This window comes from Paenibacillus algorifonticola, from assembly GCF_000971975.1.
Taxonomy (GTDB): domain Bacteria; phylum Bacillota; class Bacilli; order Paenibacillales; family Paenibacillaceae; genus Pristimantibacillus; species Pristimantibacillus algorifonticola.
This window is the reverse complement of sequence record NZ_KQ040787.1, coordinates 1-18,049: the sequence shown is the minus strand read 5'-3', so window position 1 is coordinate 18,049 and position 18,049 is coordinate 1. Positions and strand designations below refer to the sequence as shown.

General features: G+C 48.3%; 16 protein-coding genes. 7 read left to right on the top strand and 9 right to left on the bottom strand.

Annotated elements, in window-relative coordinates; genetic code table 11:
- Window positions 1–292: 292 nt before the first annotated feature.
- Window positions 293–928 carry a YigZ family protein gene (locus WH37_RS06525; RefSeq protein WP_046229779.1) on the bottom strand — a complete coding sequence of 212 codons (636 nt, stop codon included), beginning with the start codon at window positions 926–928 and terminating at the stop codon, window positions 293–295.
- 24 nt (window positions 929–952) lie between these two features.
- Window positions 953–2,302 carry a glucose-6-phosphate isomerase gene (locus tag WH37_RS06520; RefSeq protein ID WP_046229778.1) on the bottom strand — a complete coding sequence of 450 codons (1,350 nt, stop codon included), beginning with the start codon at window positions 2,300–2,302 and terminating at the stop codon, window positions 953–955.
- A 226-nt stretch (window positions 2,303–2,528) separates the two neighbouring features.
- Here WH37_RS06520 and WH37_RS06515 point away from each other — a divergent pair, with 226 nt between their 5' ends.
- Window positions 2,529–3,425, top strand: a complete 897-nt coding sequence (locus WH37_RS06515) for an NAD(P)-dependent oxidoreductase (protein WP_046229777.1) — start codon at window positions 2,529–2,531, stop codon at window positions 3,423–3,425.
- Window positions 3,426–3,633: 208 nt separating this feature from the next.
- On the opposite strand, the gene WH37_RS06510 is transcribed toward WH37_RS06515, so the two are convergent.
- The gene (locus WH37_RS06510; protein ID WP_046229776.1) at window positions 3,634–4,191 is read right to left on the bottom strand and encodes a DUF420 domain-containing protein; all 558 of its coding nucleotides are present in this window, start codon (window positions 4,189–4,191) and stop codon (window positions 3,634–3,636) included.
- Window positions 4,192–4,710: 519 nt separating this feature from the next.
- Between WH37_RS06510 and WH37_RS06505 the strand changes: the two genes are divergently transcribed.
- From WH37_RS06505 to WH37_RS06480, 6 genes are read left to right on the top strand one after another with little or no spacing between them, the layout of a single operon-like run.
- Window positions 4,711–5,847, top strand: a complete 1,137-nt coding sequence (locus WH37_RS06505; RefSeq protein WP_052736847.1) for a mandelate racemase/muconate lactonizing enzyme family protein — start codon at window positions 4,711–4,713, stop codon at window positions 5,845–5,847.
- A 45-nt stretch (window positions 5,848–5,892) separates the two neighbouring features.
- Window positions 5,893–6,594, top strand: coding sequence for a GntR family transcriptional regulator (locus WH37_RS06500; RefSeq protein ID WP_082110680.1), 702 nt, complete (start codon window positions 5,893–5,895; stop codon window positions 6,592–6,594).
- 22 nt (window positions 6,595–6,616) lie between these two features.
- Window positions 6,617–7,630 (top strand): zinc-binding alcohol dehydrogenase family protein, encoded by a 1,014-nt coding sequence (locus WH37_RS06495; RefSeq protein ID WP_046229774.1) that lies wholly within the window; start codon window positions 6,617–6,619, stop codon window positions 7,628–7,630.
- Between the two features lie 13 nt (window positions 7,631–7,643).
- The gene (locus WH37_RS06490; protein WP_046229773.1) at window positions 7,644–8,450 is read left to right on the top strand and encodes a sugar phosphate isomerase/epimerase family protein; all 807 of its coding nucleotides are present in this window, start codon (window positions 7,644–7,646) and stop codon (window positions 8,448–8,450) included.
- A 25-nt stretch (window positions 8,451–8,475) separates the two neighbouring features.
- Window positions 8,476–9,324 carry an SDR family oxidoreductase gene (locus WH37_RS06485; RefSeq protein WP_046229772.1) on the top strand — a complete coding sequence of 283 codons (849 nt, stop codon included), beginning with the start codon at window positions 8,476–8,478 and terminating at the stop codon, window positions 9,322–9,324.
- 40 nt (window positions 9,325–9,364) lie between these two features.
- Window positions 9,365–10,636: an MFS transporter gene (locus WH37_RS06480; RefSeq protein ID WP_046229771.1), complete on the top strand. Its 1,272-nt coding sequence runs from the start codon at window positions 9,365–9,367 to the stop codon at window positions 10,634–10,636.
- A 106-nt stretch (window positions 10,637–10,742) separates the two neighbouring features.
- Here WH37_RS06480 and WH37_RS06475 read toward each other — a convergent pair whose 3' ends face one another.
- The 6 genes from WH37_RS06475 to WH37_RS06455 form a co-directional block, all read right to left on the bottom strand.
- The gene (locus WH37_RS06475; protein WP_046229770.1) at window positions 10,743–12,371 is read right to left on the bottom strand and encodes a response regulator; all 1,629 of its coding nucleotides are present in this window, start codon (window positions 12,369–12,371) and stop codon (window positions 10,743–10,745) included.
- Window positions 12,372–12,443: 72 nt separating this feature from the next.
- The gene (locus WH37_RS06470) at window positions 12,444–13,514 is read right to left on the bottom strand and encodes a sensor histidine kinase (RefSeq protein ID WP_082110679.1); all 1,071 of its coding nucleotides are present in this window, start codon (window positions 13,512–13,514) and stop codon (window positions 12,444–12,446) included.
- A complete protein-coding gene (locus WH37_RS33395; RefSeq protein ID WP_143088704.1) occupies window positions 13,415–14,119 on the bottom strand; it encodes a hypothetical protein in 705 nt (234 codons plus the stop codon). Before WH37_RS33395 ends, WH37_RS06470 begins: the two co-directional genes overlap by 100 nt.
- Window positions 14,120–14,213: 94 nt before the next feature.
- The gene (locus tag WH37_RS06465; protein WP_046229769.1) at window positions 14,214–15,914 is read right to left on the bottom strand and encodes an extracellular solute-binding protein; all 1,701 of its coding nucleotides are present in this window, start codon (window positions 15,912–15,914) and stop codon (window positions 14,214–14,216) included.
- Window positions 15,915–15,976: 62 nt separating this feature from the next.
- Window positions 15,977–16,858 carry a carbohydrate ABC transporter permease gene (locus WH37_RS06460; RefSeq protein ID WP_046229768.1) on the bottom strand — a complete coding sequence of 294 codons (882 nt, stop codon included), beginning with the start codon at window positions 16,856–16,858 and terminating at the stop codon, window positions 15,977–15,979.
- Window positions 16,859–16,870: 12 nt separating this feature from the next.
- Entirely contained in the window at window positions 16,871–17,800 is a 930-nt protein-coding gene (locus WH37_RS06455; protein WP_046229767.1) for an ABC transporter permease, read from the bottom strand.
- Window positions 17,801–18,049: the final 249 nt, after the last annotated feature.

The following is an 18,049-nucleotide window of genomic DNA, read 5'->3' as shown; positions in this document are numbered from 1 at the left end:
CTTTGAATTAAACCGTTGCAGCGGTAGAAATCAAAGGCAAAGGCGAACGCTCCGCTTCTCACTCCCAAACCTTTCACTCCGCTCCGCCCTTTTCACCGCTACTATTGAAAAATCACAGAACAAAATCGCCAAAACCGCTCAGTAAAAAAGATAAAAGATAATAGATAAAAGATAAAAGATAAAAGATAAAAGATAACAAACCATGCCAAAAAGCACCTTATTCATTTTCCCCATCAGATGGGTTATGAATAAGGTGCTCTTTGGTAATTTTTGAAAAGCATATGACGGGCTTTTATTCGCCCTCAATATAATAGACGCTCTCGCCTGCTTCTATCTCGGCTTGGCCCTGCGTCAAATCCGTCATCCACGCGATGAAAGCTTCCGCCTCCGGCTCCACCGGCAAACAGCTGACGATGACACGGTCCGTAAACTCCGTGCCGCCTACGCGTATGCCACGGCCGTGCAGCTCGTTCTCCAGCTTGCCGTACCACGTATAGTCAACGGAAACCCGCACCTCACGGTGCAGGACGTTGACGATCTCGTCTGCCGCTTCGATTCCGGCTACCGCGCCGTCCGTGTAAGCACGGACGAGTCCTCCGGCGCCTAGCATCGTGCCGCCAAAATAGCGGGTGACAACGACGGCGATATTTTTGAGACCCTTGTGCTTAATGACCTCCAAAATCGGCTTGCCCGCCGTGCCGCTTGGCTCGCCGTCGTCAGACTGCTTCTGGAATTGGTCGCGCTCCCCCACCATATAGGCGGAGCAGTTATGCGTCGCGGTTTTGTGCAGCCGCTTGATCTCGTCAATAAACTGCACCGCTGCTTCCTCGGTTTCTACTGGCCTCGCATAACCAATAAAACGGGAGCGCTTGATGACGATTTCCGCATGGGCCTGCTGCCTAACCGTTCGGTAACGTTCAAGCTTCATCAGGAGTGCTGTCTGGAACGACGCCTACAGGCGCGCTTCCAGCTCCGCTTTCTCCTTCTCGTAGCCCGGTTTGCCAAGCAGCGCAAACATGTTTTTCTTGTATGCTTCTACGCCCGGTTGGTCAAACGGATTTACGCCGAGCAGGTAGCCGCTGATGCCGCAAGCCTTCTCGAAGAAATAAACGAGGTAACCGAAGGTGTATGGCGAGAAATCCGCAATGTTGACGATAAAGTTAGGAACTTGTCCGTCTGTATGCGCAAGCAGCGTGCCTTCAAATGCTTTTTTGTTGACGAAATCCATCGTTTTGCCCGTCAGGAAGTTCAGGCCGTCCAGATCCGCATCGTCATGGCCGATGGAAATGTGTTCGGACACTTCTTTCACTTGAATAACGGTTTCGAAAATGTTGCGGTTACCCTCTTGGATGAACTGACCCATCGAGTGAAGGTCTGTCGAGAAATCAACGGAGGAAGGGTAGATACCTTTATAGTCCTTGCCTTCGCTCTCGCCAAACAGCTGCTTCCACCACTCCGATACGAAGTGAAGCGAAGGCTCGTAGTTCACGAGGATTTCGGTTGTTTTGCCTTTGCGATACAGCGAGTTGCGGGCAGCCGCGTATTGGTAGGCTTCATTTTCAGCCAAATTCGGGTTGCTGTATTCTTTGGCAGCGTCAGCCGCGCCTTTCATGATCGCATCAATATCAACGCCAGCTGCTGCGATTGGCAGCAAGCCTACAGCTGTCAATACGGAATAGCGGCCGCCAACGTCATCAGGGATGATGAACGACTCATAGCCTTCTTCTGTTGCGAGCTTTTTGAGCGCGCCTTGCTGTTTGTCCGTCGTTGCATAAATACGCTTGCGTGCAGCTTCCTTGCCGTATTTTTTCTCCAGCAATTCGCGGAACAGACGGAAAGCGATAGCCGGCTCAGTCGTTGTGCCGGATTTGGAAATAACGTTGATCGACCAGTCGCGGCCTTCAAGCAGCTGCGTCAAATGCGTCACGTAAGTGGAGCTGATGTTGTTGCCGGCAAAAAGCACTTGCGGCGCCTTGCGCTGCTCATGTGGCAGCAGGTTATAGAAGGAATGCGACAGCATTTCGATCGCTGCACGCGCGCCCAGGTATGAACCGCCGATGCCGATTACGATCAGCACTTCGGAGTCTGATTTGATTTTTTCAGCCGCTTGCTTGATGCGGGCGAATTCTTCTTTGTCATAGTTTTCAGGAAGGTCAATCCAGCCGAGGTAGTCAGAGCCTGCACCCGTGCCGTTATGTAGTTGGTCATGCGCAAGGCGAACTTGCTGCGTCAAGTTGTCGATCTCATTTTGCCCAATAAAAGTTAGTGCTTTGCTGTAATCGAAATGTACCGTTTTACTCATAAACAAATAAGCCTCCTTAGGAATATAAACGGCATCGCTGCCGTTTTTAAAATATCGTACGATTAACGGCGAGGCTCAAGCTTCCCCCAACGATAATCAACATCATGTATAGCGTCAAAATCTACAATATCGGATTTAAACTATAAAAACAAGCTTATAACAATGAAATCTTGATGAAGAAGCCGTATAATGAAAGGAAAACGCTAGCCATGGGAGGAACCTTTCTATGAAAACAGTAGCATTTATCGGACTTGGTGTAATGGGTATGGGAATGGCGGCGAACCTGCTGCGCAAAGGCTACAGCGTCACCGTGTACAACCGCACACCCGGAAAAGCGGCAGCGCTTATCGAGCTTGGCGCCACAGAAGCATTAACTCCGGCTGAAGCGGCCGGTGGAAACGACGTCGTTATTACGATGATCAGCAATGATCAGGCGATACGGGACGTTTATTATGGTGAAAATGGGATTTTCAGCGCCGTCCGTTCCGGCACTCTGCTTATCGACAGCAGCACAATCTCGCCAAGTCTGGCGCGCGAGCTGGCGGCAACCGCAGAGCAGAAGGGCGCCTCGTTCCTCGATGCCCCGGTTACAGGCAGCAAGCCGGCAGCCGATGCCGGAACGCTTGTATTTATGATTGGCGGCAGCAAGGCGGTGCTTGGCGCCAATGATGACATAATGCTTGCGATGGGCGGCAAGCTCATCTATATGGGCGAAAACGGCAGCGGCTCCATTGCCAAGCTGGCACATAATACAATTGTCGGCATCAACGTCGTCGCCCTGACGGAAGGCATGGCAATTGCTGCAAGCGGCGGGCTCGACAGCAATGCCTTTCTAGAACTGGTGCAAGCAGGCAGTGCATCAAGCAAATCCGCTGAGCTGAAAGGCCCTAAGCTGATCAATGCCAACTACGATGTACAATTTTCGCTGGAGCTGATGCTCAAGGACCTCAAGCTGTCCTCCGTGCTGTCAGACAGCCTGCGCGTGCCTACCCCGCTGCTGGAGTCGGCGAAGAGCATGTTCCAGGTCGGCGAGTCGATGGGACTGAGCGAGCTGGATATGTGCGCCGTAGCGCAAGCCTACGAGCAGTATATCGGGCGCAGGCTCGGCGGCGGCAGCTTGTAGTCTTGCCGTGAGTGCTAGGCTTGCTGTATGTGCCAGGCTTGCCTTGCTTAGCAATGTTTAAGAGCGAAGCGATTTGAATGGAAGAGCATGGATAGCGAATGCCATTCGGATATTCCTTTAATTATAAAACCGGGTACGGCTTGTCCTCTATAGAGACAGGCCGTACCCGGTTTTATTTTTGCATGGCGAAGCGGCAATCCGCTCCTCCTTAATAATACGGCGATATCATCAAGTACACGACAACGCCCGTAAAGCTGACGTATAGCCAGATCGGCATCGTCCATCTCGCGATTTTGCGGTGGCGCTCCACCTGCATCGAGAGGCCTCTGGCTACAGATATGAGCGCCAGCGGCACAACGACGATTGCCAGCAAAATATGCGTGATCAGCACGAAGAAATAAATGCTTTTCAACGCGCCTTCGCCGCCGTATTTCGTCGATTCCGTCAAATAGTGGTAGGTCACATAGGACACCAGAAATAATGTCGTCGAGACGAATGCCGCTCCAATAAAACGGCGATGCAGCTTGATGTTCTTTTTGATAATCGCAACTAAAGCAACGACCAGAGCAATAAACGTAAAGCAGTTAAATACCGCATTAAGCAGCGGCAGCAATTTCACATTGAAGCCAAGCTCCCCGTCATAGGCCGGCAGAAAAAACAGCACCGTCACAAGCCCCACGATCACAACGGTCAAAATCGCAATCAACGGCGTATAGTTTTTGTCTGGCAGCAGCTTAAGAGATCGCTCCTGTTCCCTTTTACTCATCGCTTCTTCCTCCTACAAATATGCTTCATCCTCAAGGTGAAACGGCTATCGCCGTCCTCTGGCGGCGTGGCGCGTTTCAGTCCGAGAAATATAGAGAAAGGATGAAAAATCATATACTTTCCTATATTTCAAGGTGAAACGGCTATCGCCGATCTCTGGCGGCGTGGCGCGTTTCAGTCCGAGAAATATAGAGAAAGTATGGCGAAATCATATACTTTCCTATATTTCAAGCAGAAAACAAAACCTTCCTTCCCGATTATGCCATGCCAAAGGAACATATTTCAGACGTTTATGTCACAAAAAATCGAATTCTAAGCATGAATTAGAAAAGTTGACACATATGAAGCACCAGTATGGCATGAGGTTATCCCTGACCGCAGCTGGACTTTTTTCGGCTGTTTTCCTCATTTGTTCCCTCCTTAATGATGGCTCATTCAAAAAAGTTGTTGACTAGTATCCAAGTTTATTAGTATCCTAAAGCTGCAGAAATGAATGACACTCAGAAAGGGAAGATGCTCGTTGAAAATTATAGGCGTTTATGCAAGCGTTTACCGTCTTCCTCCTAGCGTCCCATGGGAAGATGCCACCAATAAGGTGCAAAGCCTGGAATTCGTGCTTGTCGATTTGCATACGGACTCGGGGCTCATCGGAACTGGCATCAGCTACAGCGTGGATATCGGAGGAACCGTCATCAAGGGGCTCATCGAGGATTATCTGGCCAATTTGGTTGTCGGCATGGACCCGCTTAATTATGAAGAAATTTGGAATAAGCTGACCAGGCAATCCCGCAGGCTCGGACTCGGGGTCAATTCCATGGCGATTGCTGCGATTGATATTGCCGTATGGGACTTGATGGGCAAGCACTACGGACAACCGCTGTACAAGCTGCTTGGCGGCGCCCGCCCTTCCATTCCTGCCTATATTAGCGAAATCAATCTCAGTCGAACCGATAAGATCGAAGACCTGCTTGCCCGCGTGGATGATTATGTGGCTCAAGGCTATCGCACGGTAAAAATTAAAATCGGCAAGGACGATATTAACGAAGATATTGAGCGAATCGTCCGGGTGCAGGAAAAGCTGGGCAAGACCGGCAAGGTGCTTGTCGATTTAAATCAAAAATGGAATGCCGCAGAAGCTATCCAGAACGGCGCCAAGCTTGATGAGCTAAATCTCGGCTGGATCGAAGAGCCAATGCTTTATCAAGACATTCAAGGCCATTCGAATTTAAAACGTTCGTTAAAAACGCCTATTGCACTCGGTGAGAGCCTCTACAGCAAAAATCAGTTTCTTGAGTATTTGAAAGCAGATGCCGCCGATATCATTCAAGCTGATGTCGCATTTGTAGGCGGTATTACCGAGTGGCATAAAATCGCCCATCTGTCGAACGCCTTTGGCCGCTTGATGGCGCCGCATTTCATGATGGAGCTTTCCCTGCAGCTGCTGTGCGGTGTTCAAAACAGCTATATGCTTGAAAATGTTACCGGCGGCTCATTAACCGAGCTTGGCCTGCTGGAAAATCCGATTGAAGTCGTGAATGGAATCGGCACGCCTCCTCCCACTCCGGGACACGGCATAATTTTTGACCGCAATGCCCTTAAAGCTTATGAATCAAATTCCTCGATTGTCCGCAAAACATTTACGGGCGGAAGCAAATAGCTTTATACTGAGCTATCAGGTAAAGCATGCAATGAGGAGGAATTTATGATGTCAAGCCGTTTGAAGCTTCCGGAAAGACAAACACTAGCCGAGGTCATTTATCAGGAAATTAGGAGCCGGATCGTGTCCCTTCAATTAAAGCCCGGCGAGATGGTATATGAAAATAATTTTGCGACAGAGTTTGGCCTAAGCCGTACTCCGGTCAGACAAGCTTTCTTCATGCTCGCTCAGGAGGAGCTGATCAGCATTTTGCCGCAGCGCGGAGCGCGTATTGCGGACTTGTCGACCCAGAAGGTCAAAGAAGCGCAGCTCGTGCGGGAAAGTCTGGAATATACCGCTTTTGTAAAAGTAGCCGAGCTGTGGGATGATTCCGAGGATATTTTCAAGCAGGCAGATAAAATGATTGCCTCCATTATTGAAGAACAGAAAGAATCTGTTATTGAGCAGGATTATATCCGGTTTATGCAGCTGGATGAGGACTTTCATAACGCCATTATTAAACTGTCGGGCAACCAGACGCTGCTGGCTATTGTCAACGACATGAGGGCACATTTAAATCGTGTTCGATATTTGGAGCTGCAGGAAGCTCACCATGAGAAAGCAGCTATTGAATATCACGAGAAGATTTTCGCAGCGATTAAAAGCAACGATTCCGAGTTGAGCGGACTTCTGCTTAGAGAACATTTAAGGATGCTGGAGAAGGAACGCGAGCTCTTTTTTGAAAAGTATAAAGAGATGTTCATTTAACCCATCGCATGGAGGGATTCAGATGAAAACCATTATATGCACAAAACCGGAGCAGTTCGATTTGATTGATACAGAAATGCCTGTTCGCGGGCAAGGCGAGGCTTTGCTCAAGGTTCATTATATCGGGGTTTGTGGAACCGATTATCATGCTTACCGGGGCAAACAGCCTTATTTCGAATATCCCCGTATTCTTGGCCATGAAATTGCAGCGGAAGTCGTTGAAATTGAAAATAATGCCTACGGCATCAAGGCGGGCGATAATGTGACCGTTATCCCCTACTTATTCAACGAGAACAGCATCGCTTCCCGTCGCGGCAAGCCCAATGCCTGCAATGAGCTCAAGGTCATCGGCTGTCATGTTGATGGCGCAATGCGAGAATATATTTCGGTTCCCATCCATCATTTGAAAAAAGCAGATGGCCTGACGCTTGAGCAGACGGTCATCATCGAGCCGATGAGCATCGGCCTTCATGGCGTGAACCGTGCAGGCGTCAAGGCGGATGAGTGGGTGCTTGTGCTGGGCGCGGGACCCATCGGGCTTGCGGTAATGAAGTTTGCCAAGCTGGCAGGCGCCAAAGTCATCGCTCTTGATATAAATGCGGAAAGGCTGGCGTTCTGCCGCAAATGGGCGGAAGTTGACCATGTCGTGAAAGCCGGAGACGATGTGGTGCAAGAGCTTGAGCGCATAACAGGAGGCGATTTGCCGACATCGGTCATAGATGCAACGGGCAATGCCCAATCTATGATGAATGCGTTCAAATACGCGGCTCATGGCGGCAATGTCGTATTTGTAAGCCTGGTACAAGGCGATATTACGTTTAATGACCCGGATTTTCATAAAAAGGAACTGACGCTGCTTGGCAGTAGGGCTGCAACCTCCGAAGAATTCGATTATGTTATTGATTGCTTGCGGCAAAATAAACTGGATGCCGACTCTTTTATTACGCACCAAGCGGATTTCGATCAAGCCATTGCGTCATTCAACCATTGGCTGGACCCTAGCAGCGGCGTCATTAAAGCCATTATCAAAGTGTAAGGGGTGAATAGCGATGAAGTTAGCCGTTACGATTGTTCAGGAAGCGTCACAAGCAGCCCCCTTCGTGCTTCGTGGAAATTTTGAGGCCTCTATAAAAAAAGCAGCGGAAATTGGCTATGATGCGGTCGAGCTGCATATCGCCGACCCTAGCGAAGTAAATTTGGAGGCTATACAAACCGCATGCTCGCTGCATGGCGTCTCCGTTTCTTCGATCGGCACGGGGCTTGCTTTTCTAAGGGACCGCATTACCCTTACCCACCCGGATGCTGACGTCCGCAAAGAAGCGATTAAGCGCATGCTCTCGTTTATCCAATTTGCCAGCAAGCTGGACTGCGTCGTTATTATTGGCCTTATCAAAGGCATCATCAAAGACAACGGCGATGGGCAGCATTACCATCAGCTGTTGAACGAAGCAATGCTCACTTGCATTGCAGCTGCGGAGCAGGCTGAAGTGACGCTCGTCGTAGAAGCTGTCAATCGTTATGAAAGCGATTTCCTAAATACGATTGAGGAAAGCATTATTTTCGTAGACCGCTTCCATTCCGAACGGCTTAAAATTCATATCGACACCTTTCATATGAATATGGAGGAAGATTCGGCTGGAGCAAATATTAAAAAGGCTGGCAAACGGATCGGCCATGTGCATATCGCTGACAGCAACAGGCGATACCCTGGCAAAGGGCATTATGATTTTAGCGAAACGATAAGCGCCTTAAAAGAGATTGGATACAGCGGCGCCCTTTCCGTCGAATGCCTTAGCTTGCCAACCCCCGTAGAAGCGGCAACTGGCGCGCATCATTTTATGAGGGGCCTGCTCTAAATTTGACTCATTGGAGGAATAAGCGATGGAAGAGCAACAAACGCTATTGCAAGGACGAGTAGCTGTCATTACAGGGGGCAGCGGCATTTTGTGCGGAGCGATGGCTGAAGAGCTGGGCCGTCATGGCGTCCGGGTCGCCATCTTGAACCGGACAGAGGCGAAAGGCCAAGCCGTTGCCGAGCGCATCCGTGAAGCAGGTGGAACAGCTATCGCTGTTGGCTGCGATGTAACCGATGCTGCAAGTGTTGAGAAGGCCCGACATCAAGTTGAAGAGGCATTTGGCCCGTGCGATATTCTCATTAATGGTGCAGGAGGCGGACACCCGAAAGGCAATACAACCTTTGAAACATTTCGTCAGGAAGATGTCGACAATAAGGATGTCACCAGCTTTTTCGATATAACGCCCGAAGGGTTCAGCTATGTTGTAGATTTAAACTTATTAGGCTCGTGGATACCTTCGCAAATTTTCGGAAAATCGATGCTTCAGCGTCCGGGGGCTACTATCATTAATATTTCCTCCATGGCTGCTCCAACACCGGCAACCAAAGTTCCGGCCTACAGTGCAGCAAAAGCAGCAATCGATAATGTGACCCAGTGGCTTGCGGTCCATCTGGCCGATGCAGGCATTCGGGTAAATGCCATCGCACCAGGCTTTTTCCTGACCGATCAAAACCGCAATCTGCTGCTTCAAGAGGATGGATCGCTCACCGAGCGTTCCAACAAAATTATTACCCATACTCCCATGCGCCGCTTCGGAAAACCAGAGGATCTGCTGGGTACCCTGCTCTGGCTTGTCGATGAGACAAAGTCCGGTTTTGTCACCGGCATTACGGTGCCAGTAGATGGCGGCTTTATGGCTTATTCCGGTGTGTAACAGCCTTGTAATTACTTCATCCAGTTAGGGGAGAGCCACTATGTTCAAAAAGATTCGTTGGTTCGTGGTCCTTATGCTATTCCTCGCAGGAGTTATCAACTATGTCGACCGTGCTGCCTTCTCGGTTGCGGCGCCGTTTATTACAGAGGAGTACGGGATTGACAGCATCCAGCTCGGTTTTATTTTCAGCAGCTTCTCTATTGGCTACGCGCTGTTTAATTTTGTTGGCGGATACCTCTCTGATATTTATGGCCCTAGAAAAATATTCGGAGCCTCTATGACTATCTGGTCCATCTTCTGTGGACTGACCATTGCGGCATTCAACTTTGTGTCCCTCTTTATTATTCGGATGCTATTCGGGCTGGGTGAAGGGCCTTTGGGCTCGGCAACCAATAAAACAATCAGCAACTGGGTTCCTGCCAAGCAGCGCGCTAGAGCTGTCGGCATTTCTTTCTCCGGAAATCCGCTAGGCGGAGCATTAGCCGGACCGATCGTTGGCATTATCGCCTTGTACTGGCACTGGAAGCTTTCTTTCATCGTACTTGCGGTAATAGGCCTAATTTGGACAGTGTTCTGGATGAAGCTGGTCACAGACAAGCCTTCCCAGCATCCGAAGGCAGCCCAAGAAGAAATAGATGAGATGCAAGAGCCGACTGCTGCTTTTGCAAATTCTAAAGACAGCAAGGGTGAAAAAGTATCGCTTTCTTATTTTATTAAACAGCCGACTATTCTTTTTACAGCATTAGCCTTTTTCGGATTCAACTACATTCTCTATTTCTTTATGACTTGGTTCCCTAGCTATCTGTCAATGGATAAAGGACTGAGCATCAAGGAAATGAGTATCGCTTCCACTATTCCATGGCTGGTTGGCTTTTGCGGGTTGTTATTAAGCGGGGTTTTATCCGACTATTTATATCGAAAAACTAATAAATTATTACTCTCTCGCAAAATCGTTCTTGTAAGCGGTTTATTGCTTTCCTCCATCTGTATCGCATTTGCTGGATTAGTTCAAACGCCAGTTAGCGCTGTAACTTTAATGGCTTGTGGCATTTTCTTTATGTATATGACCTCCACCTCTTACTGGTCGATCATATCAGACAATGTCAAAGGCGATAAAGTCGGAGGCGTAACCGGATTTGTTCATGCCTTAGCGAATATTTCAGGTATTATCGCACCTACCGTTACCGGGTTTATCGTGCAGTATACGGGACATTTCACCAGCGCCTTCCTGACTGCAGGAGCATTAGCGATTATTGGAGCCGTTGGTGTCATCTTTTTCGTGAAACCTATTGCTTTGAAAGCAGAGCTGTAGCCGAAATTTTGTGCTAGACTAAAAGCAGCCAACGCGCGCCGGTACTCAACCGGCGCGCGTTGTTGCTGTTACGAACTATTTCATTTTCTGCAAGAGACGCCGCAGCTTATACTGAATGAAGCTCCCGATATTCCTGCGGGGTCATGCCATACACCTTCTTGAATACTTTGATAAAATAAGGCGCATTCTGATAGCCGACTTTACTGCCGATTTCATAAATTTTCAGCTTTGAGTTTCGAAGCCAATAGGCTGATTTCTCCATCCGTATTCGCTGCATATACTCGCTCAAGCTTTCATCGGTTACCGCTTTATAGATTTGGGATAGGTACACGGGATGGAGAAAAACATGCTCAGCAATCATCGTCAGGGAAATCGTATGAGCAAGATGGTCTTCAATAAACCGCTGCACCTTCTTTATGAGCCTGGAGTGGCTGTCCATTGCTTCGTTTTCCAGTTCTCCGCGTATTTTCTCCGCCAATCGAACCAGCTTATCCCGCAGCAGCCTCTGCTGCCCTAAAGATTCGAATGCCATCATATGCGGCTCTCCTAGTTCAAAAAAATCGAACAGCCCATACCCGCTTTTATGCGCAATAAAGCTCAGAGTGCCTGTAACGGCACAATAGACCTCCAATGAATGCTCAGCGGAACCGTCGAAATCGTTCTCAAGCTCGTCGAAAATCAAGTTTAGCTTTTCCATGAAGGAATCCCATCTTCCCGACTCCAGCAGATCAGGCAGCAGCGGCGGCTCATACAAATGCTTGAATGTACGGACAGGCGCCATCACCCGCTGCTCGCCGAGCGGAAGAAGCAATCCCCTGCCGGATCCAATATGCTTGAGATAAGCTGTAAGCGCATGATGATAGGAGGAAGACAAATGGTTGGGAAATCTTCCCCAAGCACTTATGACAATCGATACCGCCCCATTCAAATAACGCTGTACCTGCTGCTGAATATGCAAGCATCGGCGACCAAGCTCTTGCTCCGCCATTCCGCCAGTCATGCTGTCCTTCCCATCCAATGCCTGAACCACAACAGCCAAATAGTCGCGGGAATCCTTGCACATCCATATTTGATAAAAATCTCTCAGCACTTCCTGTGCAATATTGCAGACTGCATATTCGAGCAAGGCCCGATCATTGTACTCATATTGAATAAAAGGCTCCTCTAGTCGGATCAGCAGCAGACTAACAGAATGCTCCGGCGAGAAAGGAAGCGAGAGCTTCTGGAGCCTATTTTCTAAAGCAGCAGGTGTAATTGATCGATTTTGAAGCAAATCAATCAGCAAGTCTCGCTGCAGCAGCGGCAAGTTTTCCCTTAATGCCCGCTGTGTGTTATCACGCGATACGGCTGCTTCCCATTCCTTCTGCACAGCTTGAAATGCTTTCTTTACCGCGCTAATCAGGTCCTCATCGTTGACCGGCTTAAGCAAATAATCCGAGGCACCGCTCAATAGCGCCTGCTTGGCATATTCAAATTCGGCATAGCCTGTCAGCAAAATGATGGCGGTCGAGCCAGACGTTTTCCGCACGCGCTCCATGAGCTCTATACCGGAAAAGCCCGGCATCCGTATATCCGTAATCATCAGATCAATTGGGTATTTGCGCATAATCGCCAGCGCATCTGAAGCTGAAAAAGCTTTATGAATTTCAACATCAGCCATTTCATATTCAAGCAGCGTCGCCGCAACCCCCTCAACTACCGAACGTTCATCATCAACGATCAAGAGCTGGTACATGGCCGAATCTCCTTTTTCCTGAAATGATTGCAGGGTCGAGTGCAGCCTTTGCTCAAGCACGTACTCACTCACTCACTCACGCTCGCTTAAGAGAACAATCCATCTAATCGTTGCGCGAAGGCCCCCTTCAGTGGACTGTTCCAATGTAAGGCCAGACGCTCCGCCGTATTTATGAACAAGCCGCTGATGGACATTGCGCAGGCCGCAGCCCTCGTCGAGCCCTGCATTAGAGCTTATTTTCTGCCGCAGCCGCAGCAGCTCCTGCTCACTGAGACCCACACCATCATCTTCACATACAATTTCATATCCTTGCTCGTCGATTAAGCCAGTAACCCTAATCATGCCTGCCCCTTCTCTTGGCTCTATGCCATGAATAATGGCATTTTCAATAATCGGCTGTACAATCAGCCTTGGCAGCTTTAGCTCCAGCATGGCATCCGGAATTTCAATTTGGAAGTGGATGCGGTCCATTCTCATATTTTGAATCGACAAATAGTTGTCGATCAGCTTGATTTCCTCGCGCAGCGTCGTTTCCTGCTGATCTACATGGGTCGTATAGCGGTAATAGTCGCCAAGCTTGACCGCCATCGCCATTACCGCGTTCCGTTCGCCAATGCGCGTCATATTTTTAATGAAAAATAAGCAATTATACAGGAAATGAGGATTAATTTGCGATTGCAGCTGCTTCAGCGTAGCTTCTCTGGCACGCAGCTTCTCCGCATAAATGCTGTTGATTAAATGCTGGATTTGCTCGCTCATCATATTGAACTGCTCAAATAAATAACCGAATTCGTCATGCTTGCGGCTGCCGACGCGTACAGCATAATCACCCCTGCGCAGCCGCTTGGCGGCCAAATACAGCTCCCGGATCGGGACCTGGACATTACGATAAAGCAAAAATGCGGATAACACGCTTATGAGCAAAATTAGACTGAGCGAGAGCCAGAACCAATTTCGGCTGGAGGTTATCGGAGAAAGAATGCTCTCCAGCGGCATATATTCGATTAAATACCATCCTGTAGCCTCCGATTTAGCGTAAAGGATCATATACTTTTTATTTTGCAGCGATGCCAGAAAAGTCCCTTGCTTGACCTCCTCCTTATACTTCTCAAACAAAGGCAGCAGTTCATTAATTCGCTCCATGTCCGCTGTACGCGCAACGATTGGGGCGTCATTTTCATGATATAAAAAAGGGTCGCCAGAGCCTGCTCAAGCTCCTCATAAACGAACAGTGGCTCCACAATCCGATAAACGAAAGCGTTCGGTATCCGGCTGTTGTCCTCCACCGAGTAAGTCCAAATGAAAGGCTTAAGCTCACCTTTATGCACCGTATCGACAAACATTTGCTTATAGGAAATAGAACCGTGCGTACTGACCACTTCCCCTGAACGCGGCGCATATAACGTATAAGCGCGCTGCAGAATGCCTGCCTTCCCTTTAATCTCCAGATCCTCCTGCACGCTCAGCTTGGCCTCAAACAGCTCGGAATTCGTGCTGGAGGAGGGCAGTGTTATAAATGCTCGTACTAGTGGCTCAATGGCTAAATTATTGACTGAAATCATATACTGATCGAATTCAGCATCAATCTGCTGAACGAAAAAAGAAAGCTTGTCCCCGCTGTTTTGCCTGATTTGCTCCTCTACGACCTTAATGCTTATTTGGTTCGAATAGGAATACAAGCCGATAATAGGGATGAGCAGCAGCCCCATAATGGCTAATATTTTTTTGAAAATATTTGATTTCTCCATTACGGAGCCTTCCTTCCTGAGAAAGAGAAGCGCCATATTCCCCTCCTCAGGGAACGGACGCTTCTCTTGCGTACTTGACGTTATGTTGGATTACTTATTTTTGAACAGTAGCATACCATTCATTAACCTCTTCCGTAATGGTATCCCCAGCAGAAGCTTTCCACTGCGTGACGAATGCGTCAAAGGCATCAATCGGACTGCCGCCATAAATGATTTTATTAAACGTTTCCTTTTCGCTTTTGTTCAGGAAATCCCAGCGCTTCTTGTAGGTTTTGGTTGGAGAGCCAATATACAAATTAGGCATCGCATATTCCCGCTGGCTGTAGTTGACAGCACCCGCGTTAATATTTTTATCCGGCTCTCTGGACTGCTTCTGCTCGAACGCCGTCGCCGGCTCCTTGCCACTCGCCAGATCGCTCATCGTCTTCATGACCAGAGAGGGGATGCGGGCTCCATCAAACAGCAGCGTATATTTCTCAACATTCATAAGCGGCTTGTCAGCCGGAAACTTGTCTCCATCCCAGACCGGCTTCCCATCCTGCAGCATAAAATCATAGCCCTCTTTAAAACCGTATTCAAACGGACTTCCCGCCTGCGGATTGCCCTGCTGCTCATATAAAAGGTTGGCATACATAAAAAATGCTTCCGGGTGCTTGAAGTCCTTATTGATTAAAACAACCCCATTGCCCGTACCCGATTTGCTGCGTCCAATTTTCCCATCCGGCCCCGCAGGCAGAGGGTATGCACTGTAGTCGGCATTTTTATCCACCTCTTTAACCGCTGGCAGCGGCCAGCCTCCAGCCCAATAGGGAGCAGCAACGATTCCAGCCTTGCCTGATGAAAATAATTCAGCAGCCTTGCCCTCATCATGCAATCCCGCTTCCTTGTGAATGTAGCCCTTCTCCATCCACTCCTTCAGCTTCGCAAGCACCGTCTTCACTTCCGGCCCAATCGAGCCGTAAACAAGCTTGCCTGTAGCGGCATCCAAATTCCACTGCCCCGGCATCGCACCGTAAGCGCCGAACAGGAAGTCCGCATCTGCCAGTCCCCATGTGTTCATGCCATTTTTCAAGCCAACAGCCAGCCCTACGGTGTCCTTCTTGCCATTGCCGTCTGGATCACCACTCGTGAACAGCTCCATCATCTTTTCCATCTCTTCGATCGTTTGCGGCGCCTTCAAATTCAACTTTTTCATCCAATCATCCCTGATCCATAAAACGGTGTCATTATTATTGGAGTAATCGAGAATCGGAAGCGCGTACCGCTTTCCATCACGAACATAAGGATACCAGACCGTTTCGTCCTCCGCCATCGCTGCTTTGTAGGCATCCCCCGCATATTTGTCGAACAGGTCTCCAACCTCAGCGAACTTGCCAGAGTCAATTAATGCGTCAACAACATCCTGGGAGCCCCGATATTGAATAATATCTGGAAGATCCTCGTTTGCGGACAAAATCAAGCGGATTTTCGTATCAATCGCGCTGCTGTCGGCCGTCCATAAATAATTGAGATCAATATTGAACGTATCCTTGGCCCACTGGACATGAGGATTATTGTTGATGTCTTCCCCGTCACGGAATTTGACGTCAGAGGTCATCTGACGAACGATATTGATTTTAACCGGCTCCTCATATTTGCCCGCTTTGATCGCATCATCTGCGATGGCCACAGCTTGCGTCTGCGACGCATTGCTTGACGCTTCCTTATTTACTGCCGATGAGCACGCTGTCATAGCAGTCATACCCAGCATTAAAACGCTCCATAAAGCGGTCGTTTTTCTCCAGCTTTTATTCATTGTGGACACTCCCCTTATTTAATTGTTTAGCTTTCACACTATCCATGCAGCTAACGCTTGTTCTATTCCTTCACGGAACCAAGCACTATCCCTTTAACGAAAAATCTTTGCAGAAACGGATAAACGATAATAATCGGCAGGGTGGCAATAAAAATCTGCGCCGTTTTCACGGTTCGGTTCGATAGCTCCTTCATTTCATCCGCATTGACGCTCATGCTGCTTAAGTCCCGCTGGACTACAATCGTCTGCAAAAGCGTAGACATAGGATACTTTTCGGTATGAGTCATATAAATAAGTCCATCGAACCAAGCGTTCCAATGACCAACCATTGTAAAGAGGCCGATCGTTGCCAGCGATGGGAGCGATATCGGCAAATAAATTTGCCATAATGCGCGAAAGTGGCCTGCTCCATCTATAAACGCCGCTTCCTCCAGCGCTTTCGGGACCGATGTGCGGAAAAAATTCATCAGCAAAATCGTATTATAAACGCTAACCGCTCCCGGAAGAACAAGTGCCCATACCGTATTCAGCAGTCCCAGCTTTTGTACAACGATATAACCGGGAATCAGCCCGCCGCTAAACAGCATTGTAAATATGAAAAACCATGCATACATATTTCTGCCCCTGAATTCTGAGCTCTCTTTGGACAAAGCGTAGCCAATCAGAATCGACAAGGAGAGCGCAATCGCTGTGCCAAGCACCGTTCGAATAATTGAGTTTCCAAAGGAGCCGATAAAAAAAACATTCGACAATGTAGCCTTATAGGCGTCTAGGGAAAAACCGACCGGCCATAGCTTAACCAAATTGGCATCGGCTGCCGTAGAGGTACTGAACGATACCGCAAGCACATGAAGGAGCGGTGCTATACAAATAAAGGACAACAAGGCTAGGAAAACAGCGTTAAATATAGAGAAAATACGATAAGATATTGAACGATGAAACATGCCGCTCCCCCCTTAAAAAATTCGATAATTGGCCAGCTTGTAGGCTAGCCTGTATGAAATAATAATCAAAATGAAGCTAACTAGCGATTTGAACACGCCTACCGCTGTACCGAAACCAAAATCGCCGCCTAGCAAACCTACTCTGTAAACATAGGTGTCGATGATATCTCCTTTTTCATAAACAAGCGGGTTGTATAGATTAAAAATCTGATCGAAGCCGGCATTCAAAACGTTGCCAAGGGATAAGATCGCGACCACAATCGTAATGGGCAAAATAGCTGGAATCGTAATCGAAAGCGTCTGACGCCAGCGATTCGCTCCATCAATGAGCGCCGCTTCATAATACTCGGGATTAACGCCCGCAAGCGCCGCTAGAAAGATAATGGTCGAGAAGCCAAAATCCTTCCATACATCGCTGACAATGACCGTAAATCTAAACCAATTCCCATCGCCAAGGAAAAAAATCGGCTCGATCCCAAACACCCCAAGCAGCTGATTGACAAGCCCGCCATCTGTAGAGAGCATATCGAGTAAAATGCCCCCCAGAATGACCCAAGACAAAAAGTGGGGCAAATATACGAGCGTTTGAACAAACCGTTTAAACAGCATTTTACGTACTTCATTCAGCAGCAGCGCAAAAACGAATGGAACGATGAGATGCGCTACAATTTTGATGCCCGCGATCAGCAGCGTGTTCCAAATGACTTGCCTTGCGTCCGGATATTCAAACATCAGCTTGAAATTTTCCAGCCCGATCCATTCGGATTCCAAAAATCCAAGCTGCGGCTTGTAATCCTGAAAGGCCATGACGAGTCCCAGCATGGGCAAATATGAAAAGATCAGAACAAGGACAATACCCGGAATGAGCATGACGTGCAACGGCCAAGCAAGCTTAAAATTCCACCTCCGCATCGCTCTTTGTTTCAATAGCTTCCCCTCCATTTAACCTTCTTCTTGTGAATTGTTAGCGGTTACAAAAGCTATTGTAGCTTTCTGGAGCCATGCGGAGATATAACAATGTTTTAGGATTTATATTGCATGGTTAAGGAAACATCCAGTAGATGATGGACGATAATGAAAATGGATGAAAAAGAATGAAAGACGAAAAGGGCTGCTTCGCCTATGAACTGCACCCCGTCAAGTAGACAGTATAAAAAATAAAGATTAGTTAAGCGGCCTTGGTCCTGAATT